Consider the following 15,144-nt stretch of genomic DNA (forward strand, 5'->3'; position numbering starts at 1 on the left):
CATGACGTCCAAAATTCTCTGCGTTGGTGCCCTTACCATGGACACCATTCTTCGCCTTGATGAACTCCCGAACGCGGCAGGTAAATATCTGCCGCGTGAAGCGGTCGAGATCGCCGCTGGCATGGCTTCGAGTGCAGCCGCTGCCATTGCCCGGCTTGGTGGGGATGTGGCGCTTTGGGCTTCTGCCGGAGTTGATCCGGTGGGTGAGCGCGCCATCTCAGAGCTTTCAGCCGAAGGCATCGATTGCTCTTATATCCGTCGGCTGGAAGGCGCGCGCACGGCATTTTCCTCAATTCTTGTCGATGCAAACGGCGAGCGCATCATTGTGCCATTTTATGACCCGGCACTTGCAAGCCCGTCGGATCAGATTCCGCCGATTGCAGCTGGCGCCTACGCCGCTGTAATGACCGATGTGCGCTGGCCATGGGCGGCTGAAACAGCCCTTCGCGCTGCTCGCGATGCAGGGATTCCAGCGATCCTTGATGCCGATACCGCACCTGTCGAGCTTCTGGAAAAGCTGCTGCCGCGTGCAACGCATATTGTTGCATCAGAACCCGCTGCGATCAGCGTGACCGACACGACGGATTTGCGCGAATGTGTGAACATTTTGGCCAGCCGCTATGATGTTTTCACCTCTGTCACCGCTGGCCCAGATGGCTGTTACTGGACGCAAGGGGCTGGCAAGCAAGTATTCCATGTACCGGGCTTTAAGGTGAAAGCCGTCGATACGCTGGCAGCGGGCGATGTCTTTCATGGCGCTTTCGCTCATGGTCTGGTTGATGGCAAAGGGATCACCGACATGATCCGATTTGCCAATGCAGCCGCCGCCATTAAATGCGCACGCTTTGGCGGCCGCGCCGGTTCACCAGACTATCAGCAAGTCCTTTCTTTCATAGAAAGCGGTGTTGTTCCGGCCCAGTAAGCCGGCAATCTCCTCCCAAAAACATACAAACACGCACTGAACCCGAATTGACTATTTATTAACATGTTAGTATGTGCCAACTTACAGTTCAAACTTGGGAGGAGCCAGTTTTGGCACAACAATATTCAGGGCAGGAGCGCTTTGGCCTCTCTGCGGCACTTACCACACCATTCGATGCTGACGGCAAAATCGATGTAAGCCGTGCGCTAGAGCACGCCCGCGCCCGCCTCGACAGTGGCTGCTCAAGCGTCACTCTGTTTGGCACCACCGGCGAAGGTTCGTCGATTGCCGATGCTGAACGCGCAGCGCTTCTTGATGCTTTCATCGCGGATGGTTTTTTGGCTTCGAACATCGTTGTCGGCGTCATGGAAAATTCGGTGGCCGATGCAGTAGCCCAATCCGCCGATGCGCTGCGTCGTGGTTGCAAAGCCATTCTTCTGGCGCCGCCATCCTATTTCAAAAACCTGTCCGACGAAGGCCTGTTCAACTGGTTCTCGGCGGTTCTCAAGGGTTTGGGCGATGATGCGCGCAGCATCATTCTTTACAATATCCCGTCTGTAACGGCGGTTGAATTGTCGGTCGATCTGATCACCCGTCTGCGTGATGCTTTTGGTGGCGTCATAACCGGCGTGAAGGATTCCTCTGGCAACTGGGCCTATACGGAAAAGCTGCTTGCTGCTCATAAAGACATTGCGATCCTGATCGGCGATGAGCGCGATCTCGCTGCCGGTGTCCGTCTCGGCGGGCAGGGTGCGATTTCCGGCATGGCAAACCTGTTCCCGGATCGCCTGCTGCGCATGGTCAATGACGGTCAGGATGACAATGAACTGGTCGGTGCTGTGCAGCAGCTGCTCAACTATCCGGTAACACCTGCGGTCAAGGCGATGGTCGCGCGTCATACGGGCGACAAGGAATGGCGTCGCGTGCGCGCACCGCTCATTTCGCTCAATGATGCGGATTTCGATGCAATTGGCAGTGTATTCGACCGTTTGCATATGGCAAAAGCGGCCTGACCACGGCATAAGCATCAATAAAAAAAAGGAATGGCTTTGGCGGAAGATCACAACGAACCGGTAAAATTGCGGGATAAGGCTTATCAGAGCTTTACCGAGCATTTGCTGGCGCGTGATTTTCATCCGGGCCAGTTTGTTTCCCAGCGTCAGCTCGTCGCCATGACGGGCTTACCGCTTGGCGCGATCCGCGAATTGATTCCGCGTCTTGAAACGGAAGGCCTTATCAAGACTGTTCCGCAGCGTGGGCTGCAAATCGCCCATATCGACCTTAATCTGATCCGCGAAGCGTTTCAGTTCCGCCTGTTCATCGAAAAGGAATCGGTAGCAATTTTCTGTCGGTCTGCCTCTGATGATTTACTGCGTTCGTTGCGCGCTGAGCATGAAGAAACGCTCAATCGGGCAATGAACGAAGGTGAAACGCCGGAGCTTGAAAAACAGGCACAGAATATCGACTGGAGCCTGCATGATACGATTGTTAGCTCGCTTAATAATGAAATCATTTGGCGTGCTTACCAGACCAACACAATCAAGATGCGTCTGATCAATCAGGAGCGTTTCCGTATTAACGGGCGTGTGATCCCGGTTATGCAAGAGCATCTGACTGTGTTGAGCGCCATTGAGACCCGTGACCCGCAAACGGCCATGGATGCCATCGCCGTTCACATCAACAACGCACGGAAACTGGCTTTGCACATTTAAAGACCAAGGTCTGGCGAGAGGAGTCGCCGGGCCGCAAACATTACAGGGGAGGAATAAGCGATGAATCTGTTACGTCCAACACGCCGTCAGTTTATGGCGGGAACGGCAGCAATTGCTGCATCCGGCATAACGGGCATTAGCCCGTCTTTTGCCCAGTCAGGTGTTGACTGGAAAAAATATGCGGGCACCACGCTTGAAGTAAATCTGATCAAAAGCCCGCGTGGCGAACTCCTTCAGAAGCATCAGAAGGAATTCGAAGACCTGACGGGCATTAAGGTTAATTCCGAGCAGACGCCGGAACAACAGCAGCGCCAGAAGGCGGTGATTGAGCTGACTTCGGGGCGTCCGAGCTTCGACGTTATCCACATCAGCTATCACGTTCAGAAGCGTCAGTTTGAAAAGGGCGGCTGGCTTGCCGATCTCAACCCGTTTTTGAAAGACCCGACGCTGACCGACGCGTCGCTCACCGAAGATGATTTTGCAAGCGCGGGTCTGACCTTTGCCAAAGATGCCAATGGTCGCTTTGGTGCACTGCCATTCTCGGTCGATTACTGGATTATCTATTGGAACAAAGACCTCTTTGCGGAGAAGGGGCTTGAATTCCCCAAGACCTTTGAAGAACTGGTCACAACCGCCGAAGCACTGACCGATCCGTCAACCCGAACCTATGGTTTCGTTGCGCGCGGCATGAAAAACGCCAATGCGCCGGTCTTCACCAGCCTTATGCTTGGTTATGGTAAGCAGTCGGTGGACGCTGATGGTAATGTTGAGACGGATTCACCGGAAGGCATTGAAGCGGCCAGGCTCTATCAGCGCCTGATGACCAAATCGGCACCTCCCGGGGTTGCGGGCTTCAACTGGGCAGAATGCCAGTCGAACTTCCTTCAGGGTCGCGTTGGCATGTGGCTCGACGGTATCGGCTTTGCACCGCCGCTTGAAGACCCGAACAAGTCGCGCGTTGTCGGCAAGGTTGGTTATGGTGTCATGCCAGCAGGCCCGAATGCACAGGCCGCACCGACGACCGGCGACGGTATCGGCGTCACAGAAGCTTCCAAGAACAAGGAAGCCGCATATCTTTACTGCCAATGGGCCATTTCCAAAGAAATGGGTGCGCGTCTGTTGCAGTCGGGTTCGGGTGTCCCGTTCCGCAAGTCGATCATTGACGACGAAGCCGTGCGCAAGGGCGTGACCATGCCGGAAGGCTGGGTAGAAGCGCTCTCGAAATCAGCGCCGATCAGCCAGCTCTGCCTGCCGGTCATCGTGCCTGTCACGGAATTCCGCGACATTATCGGCGTGGGCCTCACCAATCTGTTGAATGGTGCAGACGCTGAAACGGAAATGAAACGCGCGACGGAAGAATTCCGTCCGGTCCTCGCACGGAGCGAAGGGAAATGACATCTGCCGCCCCGATAGGTGCAAAAACAGGAGCAGCCGCAACGGCTGTTCCTGCCATCCGGCCTTTTAAAAGTCGTCTCAGACCCAGCTATTGGCCGTTCGTTCTTCCAGCCTTGCTCACCGTCGGGGCGGTGATCGTTTTCCCATGGGTGTTTACACTCTGGATGAGTGCCAATCAGTGGCAACTCGGCGGTGAGCAGAGTTTTGTCGGCTTCGACAATTATCTGCGCCTTGCTGCCGACATGCGTTTCTGGGAATCCATGTGGCATACGGTTGTCTATACGGTTCTCTCGGTCGTTGCTCCGATGATATTGGGCACGATTGCAGCGCTGGTCTTTGACAGTAAACTGCCGATGCGCGGGCTGTTGCGCGGCATTTTCGTGATGCCGATGATGGCAACGCCGGTGGCGGTCGCCCTTGTCTGGACGATGATGTATCATCCGCAGCTTGGCGTGCTGAACTATCTTCTGTCGCTGATCGGCATTCCGCCGCAGGAATGGATTTTCAATCAGAGCACGGTTATCCCGTCGCTGGTACTGGTTGAAACATGGCAGTGGACGCCGCTGGTCATGCTGATTGTGCTGGGTGGCCTTGCGTCCATGCCGCGCGATCCGTTTGAAAGTGCGGAAATCGATGGCGCCAATGGTTGGCAGAAGTTCCGTTACATCACTCTGCCGATGATCCTGCCCTTTATCATGGTGGCCGTCATCATCCGCTCGATTGATGCGCTCAAAAGCTTCGATATCATCTATGCAATGACGCAGGGCGGTCCGGGTACGGCATCGGAAACCATCAATATCTATCTCTATAATGTGGCGTTCTCTTACTATGACATAGGCTATGGCTCGGCGATTGCCGTGGTGTTCTTCATTGTCATTATCGCCATGTCCATGATCCTTCTGGCGCTGCGCCAGCGGACCAAGTGGAACTCGTGAGGACCGACCATGGCACGCAAATCTATTCTTTCAAAGCTTGGCACGGCACTCATGGTTTTTGTCATCGTGTCGCCTGCAATCTTCTTCTTCGTCTGGATGCTGTCGCTTTCGCTGAAATATGAAATCGACAATGGCGCCTATCCGCCCATCCTGATTCCCGACCGCATCGCCTGGTCGAACTATAGCGGGATTTTCGAAACCAACGACTTTCTGCTCTATTTCTGGAACAGTATTCTCGTAACCGGCACATCCACTTTGCTGGCATTGATTGTCGGTGTTCCGGCGGGTTATGGCATCGCACGCTTGCGCGCCAACAAATCGGCAATCGTTATCATGATTGCGCGTATGACGCCGGGCCTGTCATACCTGATCCCGCTGTTCCTTTTGTTCCAGACACTTGGCCTGCTCGGGACGCTTTGGCCGCAGATCATCATTCATTTGGTTGTGACGGTTCCTATCGTGATCTGGATCATGATTGGCTATTTCGAGACAACACCGATGGAGCTTGAAGAAGCAGCCACCATTGATGGTGCATCGTCGTGGCAGGTATTCATGAAAGTTGCACTGCCGATTGCCAAGCCCGGCATTGTGGTGTCGCTCATCCTTGCGGTGATCTTCTCGTGGAACAATTTCGTTTTCGGCATCGTGCTCGCCAGCCGCGAGACACGCACCCTGCCGGTCGCAGTTTACAACATGCTGTCCTTTGAACAGGTCAGCTGGGGTCCGCTTGCCGCCGCTGCTCTCGTGGTCACATTGCCGGTCCTGTTGCTAACCGTTTTCGCACAGCGCCAGATCGTTGCAGGTCTGACCGCAGGCGCCGTCAAATAAGAGTTGAGGTTCAAGATGGCATCTGTATCCATCCGAAATGCAATCAAGAAATATGGCAATGTCGGCGTTCTGCATGGCGTGTCGGTTGATATTGAGGACGGCGAATTCGTCGTGCTGGTCGGCCCATCGGGTTGCGGAAAATCGACGCTTCTGCGCATGATCGCAGGGCTTGAGGAAATCAGCGATGGCGAAATCGCTATCGGCCCGCGCGTGGTCAATGATCTGCGCGCCAAGGAGCGCGACATCGCCATGGTGTTCCAGAATTATGCGCTCTATCCGCATATGACGGTGGCCGACAATATGGGCTTCGCGCTCATGCTGAAAAATGCGCCGAAGCAAGAACGCGACAGCCGCGTTAATCGTGCGGCGGAAATCCTCGGCCTCAACAAGCTGCTCGACCGCTTTCCGCGCCAGCTGTCCGGCGGTCAGCGTCAGCGTGTGGCTATGGGCCGTGCGATTGTTCGCGATCCGCAGGTGTTTTTGTTTGACGAACCGCTCTCCAATCTCGACGCCAAGCTGCGTGTGCAGATGCGCGGTGAGATCAAGGGTCTGCATCAGCGTCTGAAGACCACCACGATTTACGTCACCCACGATCAGATCGAAGCCATGACCATGGCCGATAAGATCGTCGTCATGCGTGATGGTCTGGTGGAACAAATCGGTGCTCCGCTCGATCTCTATGATCGCCCAGCCAATATGTTTGTCGCTGGTTTCATCGGTTCTCCATCGATGAACTTTGTGAATGGCAAGATCGAAGAAGGTTCGTTTGTGGCTGATGGCGGCTTCCGCATCCCGCTTCCCGATGGCGATTATGGCAGCCTGTCGGGCACGGCCGTTTATGGCATGCGCCCTGAGCATATGAAAATTGCCGAGCAGGGCGTTCCCGTTACGGTCGATATTGTCGAGCCGACAGGTTCGGAAATCATGGTCATGGGCAAGCTTGGCGATCAGCCGATCACCTGCCTGTTCCGCGAGCGCCTGACAGTGCGTCCGGGTGATGTGCTGACCATTGCGATTGATCCGGCAACCAGCCATGTGTTTGAGCCCGAAAAAGGCAAACGCATCAGCCGCTAAACATAAAAAACGCCGGGGTTTCCCCCGGCGTCTTTGTTTTATTCGGCCGCTTCCTTGACGGCCATCGGATTGTTCGGATGCGTCGTCCAGTTGGCATATTCTGCCGGGATCGGTGCCTTGGTGCGCGGATCGAAATCGCCGATCTGCTCCATGGTGATGCAATCCTCGACCGGGCAGACATTGACGCAAAGATTGCAGCCAACGCATTCCTCATCGATCACTTCAAAGTGCCGCGCACCATTCACCAGATTGGTAATTGCCTGATGCGAGGTATCTTCGCAGGCAATATGGCAACGACCGCATTTGATGCAGGAATCCTGATCAATCCGCGCCTTGGTGACATAATTGAGGTTGAGATACTGCCAGTCGCTGACATGTCCAACGGCCATGCCGCGGAAATCATCAAGCGTCTGATAACCCTTGCTGTCCATCCAGTCGGAAAGACCATCGATCATTTCTTCAACGACCTTGAAGCCATAGGTCATGGCAGCAGTACAGACCTGAACGGTGCCGCAGCCAAGCGCGATAAATTCAGCCGCATCGCGCCATGTCGTAATGCCGCCAATGCCTGAAATCGGCAGGCCATAGGTTTCAGGATCGCGCGCAATTTCCGCCACCATGTTCAGTGCAATCGGCTTGACCGCTGGCCCGCAATAACCGCCATGGCTGCCGCGTCCGTCGATGGACGGAACAGGCGACATGCTGTCCAAATCAACCGAGACAATCGAATTGATCGTGTTGATCAGCGACACAGCGTCTGTGCCGTTGGCCTTTGCGCCTCGTGCTGGCTTGCGAATATCGGTGATGTTTGGCGTCAGCTTGGTGATCACTGGCATCCGGCTATATTGCTTGCACCATTTGACAACCATGCCGACATATTCCGGCACCTGACCAACAGCCGCACCCATGCCGCGTTCGCTCATGCCGTGCGGACAACCGAAGTTTAGTTCGATGCCGTCAGCGCCGGTTTCTTCCACCAGTGGCAGAATGGCTTTCCATGCCTCTTCTTCACATGGCACCATGATCGACGCGATCAATGCGCGGTCGGGCCAGCGCATTTTGACTTCCTTCATTTCGCGAAGGTTCACTTCCAATGGTCGGTCAGTGATCAGTTCGATATTATTAAGGCCGAGCAAACGTCGGTCAGCGCCATGAATTGCGCCATAGCGTGGACCATTGACGTTAACCACCGGCGGGCCTTCGGAGCCGAGCGTTTTCCAGACCACACCACCCCAGCCAGCTTTAAAAGCCCGCTCGACATTGTAAGCCTTGTCGGTCGGCGGAGCTGATGCCAGCCAGAACGGGTTTGGCGATTTGATGCCGAGGAAGTTCGTTGAAAGATCAGCCATGTTTACTCTCCTCAGCCCTGTTCCTGGCCCAAAGGCACGCTGCGGTCGCGGTGAGCAGATGGGGTTGGCGCATGAAGCGCACCGCCCGACAGCACCGCATCGGCAAAGCCTTCAATCGCTTGCGGACGCTTTGTCAGCGTTGCATGGATCGATTCAGCGGCAACCTTGCCGTCTTCCACCGATGCAACGGTCAGATCCTGACCACCCGCAACGCAGTCGCCCCCCGCCCATATGCCCTCAACGGATGTGCGACGCTCGTCATCAACGCGGATACGTCCTTTAGAAAGACCGATATTGGACCCGGCAATTGGCTCTGGCTCAAACTTCTGACCGATCGCCTTGAACACCTGATCGGCTTCAAGAATGAGATATTCGCCGGTGCCGGAAAGCTTGCCGTCTTGTGCTGCGGTATATTCAAACACAACCGCATTGACCGTGCCGTCTTCGCTTCGTTCAAGCGCGTGTGGCTGCAACCAGTGACGGATCACCACGCCATGAATCTGTGCCAGTTCCTGCTCATAGGCGCTGGCATTCATGCTTTCCTGCCCGCGACGATAAACGATGGTCACGTTTTCAGCGCCAAGCTTCTTGGTTTGAATAGCAACGTCCACCGCCGTCATGCCGCCACCGATCACCACGACATTGCGGCCAACGGGCAGCGACGAGAGGTCTTTTGCCTGACGCAGATTGGCAATGTAATCCACCGCATCAATCACATTCGGTGCATCTTCTCCGGCAAGGCCAAGATCATTAACCCCCGGCATCCCCATGCCGAGGAACACCGCATCATAGCCTGCTTTCAAGGCTTCAATCGTGATGTCCTGACCGAGCGTCTGGTTATATTCGATATGGATCGCGCCGATTTTCAGCACGAATTCCAGCTCGCGCTGGGCGAAATTATTGACTGTCTTATAGGCGGCAATACCATATTCATTCAGACCGCCGCCCTTGGGCCGCGCTTCAAAAATCGTCACCTGATGGCCATGCATCGCAAGGCGGTGCGCCGCAGAAAGACCTGCCGGACCTGCGCCAACAATGGCGATGTGCTTGCCGGTGTCGGGTGCGCGCTTGAATGGATGATTGCCGGTTTCCATCAGAACATCGGTCGCATAACGCTGCAACTCACCGATCTTGACCGGTTTGCCTTCCGAAGTCTCGCGAACACAGACTTCTTCGCAGAGCGTTTCGGTCGGGCAGACGCGGGCACACATGCCACCAAGAATGTTCTCTGAAAGAATGGTCTTCGCCGCACCGATGGCATTGCCAGTGTTAATCTGGCGAATGAAACGCGGAATATCGATGCTGGTCGGACACGCATTCATGCAAGGCGCATCATAGCAATAATAGCAGCGGTCAGATTCAACGAGGGCTTCATGCTTGTTCAGCGGCGGATGCAGATCATCGAAAACATGCGCATAGTCGGCCTTATCCAACCGCGAGCCGTGAATATCAGGCCCGTTCGCGTGTCCCGGATAATCAATTGCATCAATAGGCGAATTCTCTGCTGATCTCATAGATCGCATCTCCCATTTTTGCTTGTTCAGGCGCGGGTTCCCTTTGCGCACCGTAAACTCTGTTCCGGGCTGCGATCTTTGCCGTCGCGTGATGCCCGTTATTGACAGGATGACAGATTTTCACGGAAGGTCAAATTTTTTATCATCTGGTCAATTTATGACTTTTACGCACTAGAAATAGGCAAAGGCCCGGCTTTGAAAGCACGGGCCTTTGAAATGGAATTGGAATGGGAAGTCAGAGTGTATCGGATTTAAGAACGTCGCTGTCAGAGGTTTTTTCCGTCTCTGTTTCCTGAAATGCTTCTGCTTCTTTTGGCAGCGACGGACGCGCGCTTAATACCAGTGCGCAGCCAGCGATGATTACGGCAGCGCCGGCAAACTGGATGATGGAAAGCTGTTCTTTAAGGAACACGGCACCAACCAGCACAGCAATGACTGTGACCGCAAATTCCACGCTGATGGCTTTTGTCGGGCCGACATTGCCGACCAGCCTGAAATACAGCACATAGGTGAGGGCGCTCATCACGCAGGCTGAGATCAGCAGATAGACAACATCAATCAGCCCCGGCATGGCTGGCACAGGAATGACGAAGATCAGCGGCAGCGTGAGAATGCCGCCAAACACGAATGCGCCGATGGTGGTTTCCCACGAGCCGGTGGTGGACAGGCGGCGGCTTGCATAATTGCTGCCAAATGCCGCCGAAAAGCACGAGAACATCACGGCAATGCAACCCATGATGAATTCCGGCGTCACGGCCACAGCGGGAAAGCCAACCAGCAACACAATGCCGGTCACACCAAGCAACAGGCCGATCAGGCCGCGTGAGGTGATGCGCTCAAGCCCCCAGAGCTGGCTGATGACCATTGAGAAAAGCGGAATTGATGCCACACAGATTGCAGCCATTGCCGTGCCGATCAGAGGCGTACCATAGGAAAGGCCGATCAACTGTCCCGCAACAGTTGTAGCGCCAACAATGGCAAACGGCTTCCAGCCTGCTTGAAAATCAAGGCTGCGCCCTGATAGCTTGGCAATGGCAAACAGTGTTCCCGCCGCAATGAAGGAGCGGAAAGCCACCGCACCCACCCAGCCGAAGGCTTCAACCACGCGCAGCACCACGAGGAACGAAAGCCCCCATGCGATGGCAAGAAAAATATAGGTTGCGGTATCTCTGGGTTTCATGCCGATAGGCCTTAATGATGCTGTTGGATTATCGACTATCTGAGTTGGACGCAAAGCGAAAACGCTTTCCCATCCATCCCCATACCATCTTGGAATGAAATTATGCCGTTTTTGCAGCGGCATTATCGAGCGCTTTTTGAGCTGCCGCAGCGCCAATATTGGCAAAGAACCGATCCGCAATTTTGCGCGCCACTGAACCAAGCAGTTTCGAGCCAAGCTGGGCGATTTTGCCACCCGCATCGCCACGGATCACATAGCTCAGGATTGTATCATTACCGTCTTGGGTCAAAGTCACATCGGTGTCGCCATGCGCAAAGCCTGCAATCGAACCTTCGCCACGCCCGGAAATCGTATAGGAGGCAGGCGGGTTCATATTGGAGAGTTCAAGCATGCCGTGAAAGCGAACCTTAATCACACCGAGGCTGACTTTCAGCGCTGCACGGATTTCTGTTTCTGAAATTCTTTCCAGATCCTCGCAGCCGGGAATGCTGTTTTTCAGCGTTTCAATGTCATTGAGCGCGTCCCAGACGGCCTGCCGGGGTGCGTTGATTCTCTCTTCTCCGACGAGGTCCATGCTTTAAACTCGCTCCTATCAATCTATATTGATCAATATCCATATATGGAGCGGCATCAAAATGAAAAATTTCTGTAATTTAATTGGTGCAATTCTCGAATAAACTGCTTAATTATCCGCAATTAAATCGATTTGATTGACTGGAGTATCATCATGGCAAGAGACGCGGCGAAGCTTGAAGCAACGGTCGCAAAGCTGAAAAAGCACTGGGCGGAAGCAGCACCAAAAGACATGCGTGCCGCATTCAAAGCTGATCCGGGCCGTTTTGAGCGTTATTCGCTGTCACTTGATGATCTGCTGTTTGACTGGTCGAAGGCCCGCGTCAATGACGAGACGGTTTCGCTTTTGACTGAACTGGCAAAAGCCGCCGATGTTGAAGGCCGCCGCGCTGCCATGTTTGCAGGCGAGCACATCAACAACACTGAAGATCGCGCCGTTCTGCATGTCGCCCTTCGCGACACAACCTCGAAAGAAGTGTTGGTCGATGGCCACAACGTCCTGCCGGACGTGAAGGAAGTGCTCGACCGTATGGCTGTTTTCTCCGATGGCATCCGTTCCGGTTCTGTCACAGGTGCGACGGGCAAGAAAATCACCGATATCGTCAATATCGGTATTGGTGGTTCCGATCTTGGGCCGGTTATGGCGACGATTGCGCTTTCACCCTACCATGACGGCCCGCGCGCCCATTATGTTTCGAACATCGATGGTGCACACATTGCCGACACGCTCAATGTGCTTGATCCGGCAACGACACTGATCATCGTCGCCTCAAAAACCTTCACCACCATTGAAACCATGACCAATGCGCAGACCGCGCGTAAATGGATTGCCGATGCGCTGGGCGAAGACGCTGTCGGCGCACATTTTGCAGCCGTCTCGACTGCCCTTGATAAGGTCGCAGTATTCGGCATTGGCGAAGAACGCGTCTTTGGTTTTTGGGACTGGGTTGGCGGTCGCTATTCGGTCTGGTCGGCGATTGGCCTGCCGGTGATGATCGCAATTGGCGCAGATAATTTCCGCAAGTTCCTTGCGGGCGCGCATTCAATGGATGTGCATTTCCGCGATGCGCCGCTGGAAAAGAACCTGCCAATCTGGCTCGGTCTTATCGGCTACTGGCACCGCGCAATTTGCGGTTACTCCAGTCGTGCCGTCATTCCTTATGATCAGCGTCTGGCACGCGTTCCGGCCTATCTCCAGCAGCTCGATATGGAATCGAACGGCAAAAGCGTGACCGTTGACGGCAAGCCAGTTTCCGGCCCAACGGGTCCTGTTGTTTGGGGCGAGCCTGGCACCAATGGCCAGCACGCTTTCTTCCAGTTGCTGCATCAGGGTACAGACACCATTCCGCTCGAATTCATCGTTGCGGCAAAGGGCCATGAAAAGCATCTTGATCATCAGCATGAAATGCTGCTCGCCAACTGCCTTGCGCAGTCTGAAGCACTGATGAAGGGCCGCACGCTGGACGAAGCTCGTGCACAGCTGAAGTCCAAGAACCTGCCCGACGCGGAAGTCGAGCGCATTGCACCGCATCGCGTGTTCTCGGGCAATCGTCCGTCGCTCACGCTTGTTCACGACAAGCTCGACCCGTTTGCATTGGGTCGCCTGATCGCCCTTTACGAACATCGTGTGTTTGTTGAAGCGCAGATTTTCGGCATCAATGCCTTTGACCAGTGGGGCGTGGAACTTGGCAAAGAACTCGCAACCGAGCTTCTTCCTGTTGTTTCGGGTGCTGAAACGGCTGAGGGCAAAGACGCTTCGACCATCGGTCTCGTTGCGCATTTGCATGCGCGCCGCAAAGCCTGATATTAAGGCAAATCAATAAGGCAAGCCGGGCGCTCTGCCCGGCTTTTTGTGCTTTTAATGGGATGAGAGATGAAGACCGAGATTATCGAGTTTGCCGGCGACGTACCGGGTAACGCCATAGAACTGCGTGTGCTGCGTTTTGCAGGCAAAGACAGCGATGCACCGACCGCCTATCTGCAATCGTCGCTGCATGGTGGCGAATTGCCGGGGCAAGCTGCTCTCCATTTTCTCGTGCCGATGCTGAAAAAAGCTGCTGAAGAAGGCCGTATTCTCGGCAATATCACGGTTATCCCACAGGCCAATCCGATTGGCTCAAACCAGTGGCAGGCGCATCAGCATCTGGGCCGTTTCGAGTTTTTCTCTGCGCTCAATTTCAACCGCGCTTTCCCGCTGCTGCCGGATTTCGACACCAGTGAACTTCCCGGCCCGGATGCACCTGTTGCGCTTGCGCAGCGCCTGAAAGCAACGCTTTTGAAGTTGGCTCTCGAAAACGACATCGTGCTTGATCTTCATTGCGATGATGAAAGCGAAAGCTATGTGTATATCGCCAAGGAATTTGTGGAAGACATGAAGGATCTGGCCGTGGCACTCGGCTCGACAGCGATCCTCGCTTGGGACACGACCGCGGACGCAGCTTTCGAGGAAGCCTGCGCACATCCGGTTCTGCAATTGCCTGCTGATCAGCGCAATATGAAGCGCCGCGCCGTGACCACGGTTGAATTCCGTGGCTTGAGCGATGTCTATGCCGATATGGGCAAAGGTGACGCGGAAGGTCTTTACAGATTTCTCGTCCATCGCGGCGTGATTGTCGATGAAAGCGTCAAGCTTGATCTCGATTATAAGGGCCTCATTACGCCGCTTGAAAACGTTGAAATGCTGCGCGCACCGGAAGGTGGCATGGTGCTTTATCACGTCGCTCCGGGCGATGTGGTGGAAGCGGGCGTCAAGCTCGTGACCGTTGTGACCAAGCCGGGTGAACCGGAAGGCGACATCACACTCACTGCGCCGCAGGCAGGCCGCATTCTCACCCGTCGCACCCTGCGTTATGTTCGTCGTGGGGATGATCTTCTCAAGCTGCTGGCTGACAAACCATCGGCAGTGAAGAAACGCGCCGGTGCGTTAGAGGCATGAGTGCACCCCTTTCCTCCGAAAAGTTGAAATCAATCCGTGCCATCCTGTTCGATAAGGATGGCACGCTGATCGATTTCGACCGCACATGGTTTACCGTGTCGTGGAACCTTGCGCAGCGCACCGCCAATGGTGACGAGCATCGTGCGCGCTCGCTGCTTGATGCGGGTGGCTATGATTGGGAAGCATCGCGTTTTCGCGCCAATTCGGTGATTGCTGCCGGAACGGTCGAAGACATCGTGCAGCTCTGGCACCCGGAGATTGACGAAGCGGGTTTCAAAGCGAAGATCGACGAGTTTGACTCTTATACGGTCGCTGAAGGTGCGCGTTCTGCGGTGGGAATTGAGGGTTTGCAAGAGACACTCGAAGCACTTCGCGAGATGGGCTTTATCCTTGGCATTGCCACCAATGATTCCGAAGCGGGAGCACATGCGACCGCGAAGGCGCTGGGCATCGACCATTTGTTTGATGTGGTGATCGGCTATGATACGGCCGCACGCCCAAAACCTTATGCCGACCCATTGCTGTATTTTGCTGAGAAAACCGGCCTTGAACCGGGTGCAGTCGCCATGGTTGGCGATAATCTGCATGACCTTGAAACAGCGCACGCTGCAAAAGCCGGACTTGCTGTCGGTGTTCTGTCTGGCAACAGCCCACGCGAAGCGCTTGAGCCTCATGCTGATGTGGTGCTCGAATCTATTGCTGGCTTGCCTGGTTTGTTCAGATAAAA

At 54.8% G+C, this 15,144-nt stretch carries 14 protein-coding genes; 10 read left to right on the forward strand and 4 right to left on the reverse strand.

All coding sequences use genetic code 11. The annotated features are described in order from the left end of the window. Nucleotide 1 precedes the first annotated feature (1 nt). The 7 genes from ABE527_RS02745 (at nucleotide 2) to ABE527_RS02775 (ending at nucleotide 6,866) form a co-directional block, all read left to right on the forward strand. Nucleotides 2–922, forward strand: a complete 921-nt coding sequence (locus ABE527_RS02745; RefSeq protein WP_499696056.1) for a PfkB family carbohydrate kinase — start codon at nucleotides 2–4, stop codon at nucleotides 920–922. 110 nt (nucleotides 923–1,032) lie between these two features. Beyond that, nucleotides 1,033–1,935 (forward strand): dihydrodipicolinate synthase family protein, encoded by a 903-nt coding sequence (locus ABE527_RS02750; protein ID WP_499696057.1) that lies wholly within the window; start codon nucleotides 1,033–1,035, stop codon nucleotides 1,933–1,935. 36 nt (nucleotides 1,936–1,971) lie between these two features. Next, nucleotides 1,972–2,634, forward strand: a complete 663-nt coding sequence (locus ABE527_RS02755; RefSeq protein WP_499696319.1) for a GntR family transcriptional regulator — start codon at nucleotides 1,972–1,974, stop codon at nucleotides 2,632–2,634. A 60-nt stretch (nucleotides 2,635–2,694) separates the two neighbouring features. Further along, on the forward strand, nucleotides 2,695–4,029 hold the full coding sequence (locus ABE527_RS02760) for an ABC transporter substrate-binding protein (RefSeq protein ID WP_396997721.1): 1,335 nt from the start codon (nucleotides 2,695–2,697) through the stop codon (nucleotides 4,027–4,029). Then, the gene (locus tag ABE527_RS02765) at nucleotides 4,026–4,964 is read left to right on the forward strand and encodes a carbohydrate ABC transporter permease (protein ID WP_499696058.1); all 939 of its coding nucleotides are present in this window, start codon (nucleotides 4,026–4,028) and stop codon (nucleotides 4,962–4,964) included. The genes ABE527_RS02760 and ABE527_RS02765 overlap by 4 nt, the downstream gene beginning before the upstream one ends. Nucleotides 4,965–4,973: 9 nt before the next feature. Continuing rightward, complete coding sequence (locus ABE527_RS02770; protein WP_499696059.1) at nucleotides 4,974–5,792, forward strand: carbohydrate ABC transporter permease; 819 nt, start codon at nucleotides 4,974–4,976, stop codon at nucleotides 5,790–5,792. A gap of 15 nt (nucleotides 5,793–5,807) precedes the next feature. After that, nucleotides 5,808–6,866 carry an ABC transporter ATP-binding protein gene (locus ABE527_RS02775; protein WP_499696060.1) on the forward strand — a complete coding sequence of 353 codons (1,059 nt, stop codon included), beginning with the start codon at nucleotides 5,808–5,810 and terminating at the stop codon, nucleotides 6,864–6,866. A 38-nt stretch (nucleotides 6,867–6,904) separates the two neighbouring features. Here the strand turns inward: ABE527_RS02775 and preA are convergent, their stop codons facing one another. The 4 genes from preA to ABE527_RS02795 all read right to left on the reverse strand — a co-directional run bounded on the left by preA (nucleotide 6,905) and on the right by ABE527_RS02795 (nucleotide 11,483). Continuing rightward, complete coding sequence (gene preA / locus ABE527_RS02780; protein ID WP_499696061.1) at nucleotides 6,905–8,215, reverse strand: NAD-dependent dihydropyrimidine dehydrogenase subunit PreA; 1,311 nt, start codon at nucleotides 8,213–8,215, stop codon at nucleotides 6,905–6,907. 11 nt (nucleotides 8,216–8,226) lie between these two features. Further along, complete coding sequence (locus ABE527_RS02785; RefSeq protein WP_499696062.1) at nucleotides 8,227–9,738, reverse strand: NAD(P)-dependent oxidoreductase; 1,512 nt, start codon at nucleotides 9,736–9,738, stop codon at nucleotides 8,227–8,229. 226 nt (nucleotides 9,739–9,964) lie between these two features. Then, nucleotides 9,965–10,909 (reverse strand): DMT family transporter, encoded by a 945-nt coding sequence (locus tag ABE527_RS02790; RefSeq protein ID WP_499696063.1) that lies wholly within the window; start codon nucleotides 10,907–10,909, stop codon nucleotides 9,965–9,967. Nucleotides 10,910–11,009: 100 nt separating this feature from the next. Next, the gene (locus ABE527_RS02795) at nucleotides 11,010–11,483 is read right to left on the reverse strand and encodes an SRPBCC family protein (RefSeq protein ID WP_499696064.1); all 474 of its coding nucleotides are present in this window, start codon (nucleotides 11,481–11,483) and stop codon (nucleotides 11,010–11,012) included. Nucleotides 11,484–11,636: 153 nt separating this feature from the next. On the opposite strand from ABE527_RS02795, the gene pgi reads away from it, so the two are divergent. The 3 genes from pgi (at nucleotide 11,637) to ABE527_RS02810 (ending at nucleotide 15,142) form a co-directional block, all read left to right on the forward strand. After that, nucleotides 11,637–13,286: a glucose-6-phosphate isomerase gene (pgi, locus tag ABE527_RS02800; RefSeq protein WP_499696065.1), complete on the forward strand. Its 1,650-nt coding sequence runs from the start codon at nucleotides 11,637–11,639 to the stop codon at nucleotides 13,284–13,286. Nucleotides 13,287–13,355: 69 nt separating this feature from the next. Then, nucleotides 13,356–14,417: a M14 family metallopeptidase gene (locus ABE527_RS02805; RefSeq protein ID WP_499696066.1), complete on the forward strand. Its 1,062-nt coding sequence runs from the start codon at nucleotides 13,356–13,358 to the stop codon at nucleotides 14,415–14,417. After that, nucleotides 14,414–15,142 (forward strand): HAD family hydrolase, encoded by a 729-nt coding sequence (locus ABE527_RS02810; protein WP_265982932.1) that lies wholly within the window; start codon nucleotides 14,414–14,416, stop codon nucleotides 15,140–15,142. Before ABE527_RS02805 ends, ABE527_RS02810 begins: the two co-directional genes overlap by 4 nt. The last annotated feature ends 2 nt before the right edge of the window (nucleotides 15,143–15,144 follow it).

Origin of the sequence: Brucella sp. TWI432 (assembly GCF_039674445.1) — a bacterium.
GTDB lineage: Bacteria > Pseudomonadota > Alphaproteobacteria > Rhizobiales > Rhizobiaceae > Brucella > Brucella chromiisoli.

Coding starts and splice junctions, on each gene's coding strand:
- preA (WP_499696061.1), bottom strand. CDS start 8,215: ATGGCTGATCTTTCAACGAACTTCCTCGGCATCAAATCGCCAAACCCG.
- ABE527_RS02760 (WP_396997721.1), top strand. CDS start 2,695: ATGAATCTGTTACGTCCAACACGCCGTCAGTTTATGGCGGGAACGGCA.
- ABE527_RS02795 (WP_499696064.1), bottom strand. CDS start 11,483: ATGGACCTCGTCGGAGAAGAGAGAATCAACGCACCCCGGCAGGCCGTC.
- ABE527_RS02775 (WP_499696060.1), top strand. CDS start 5,808: ATGGCATCTGTATCCATCCGAAATGCAATCAAGAAATATGGCAATGTC.
- ABE527_RS02765 (WP_499696058.1), top strand. CDS start 4,026: ATGACATCTGCCGCCCCGATAGGTGCAAAAACAGGAGCAGCCGCAACG.
- ABE527_RS02770 (WP_499696059.1), top strand. CDS start 4,974: ATGGCACGCAAATCTATTCTTTCAAAGCTTGGCACGGCACTCATGGTT.
- ABE527_RS02790 (WP_499696063.1), bottom strand. CDS start 10,909: ATGAAACCCAGAGATACCGCAACCTATATTTTTCTTGCCATCGCATGG.
- ABE527_RS02810 (WP_265982932.1), top strand. CDS start 14,414: ATGAGTGCACCCCTTTCCTCCGAAAAGTTGAAATCAATCCGTGCCATC.
- ABE527_RS02745 (WP_499696056.1), top strand. CDS start 2: ATGACGTCCAAAATTCTCTGCGTTGGTGCCCTTACCATGGACACCATT.
- ABE527_RS02785 (WP_499696062.1), bottom strand. CDS start 9,738: ATGCGATCTATGAGATCAGCAGAGAATTCGCCTATTGATGCAATTGAT.
- ABE527_RS02805 (WP_499696066.1), top strand. CDS start 13,356: ATGAAGACCGAGATTATCGAGTTTGCCGGCGACGTACCGGGTAACGCC.
- pgi (WP_499696065.1), top strand. CDS start 11,637: ATGGCAAGAGACGCGGCGAAGCTTGAAGCAACGGTCGCAAAGCTGAAA.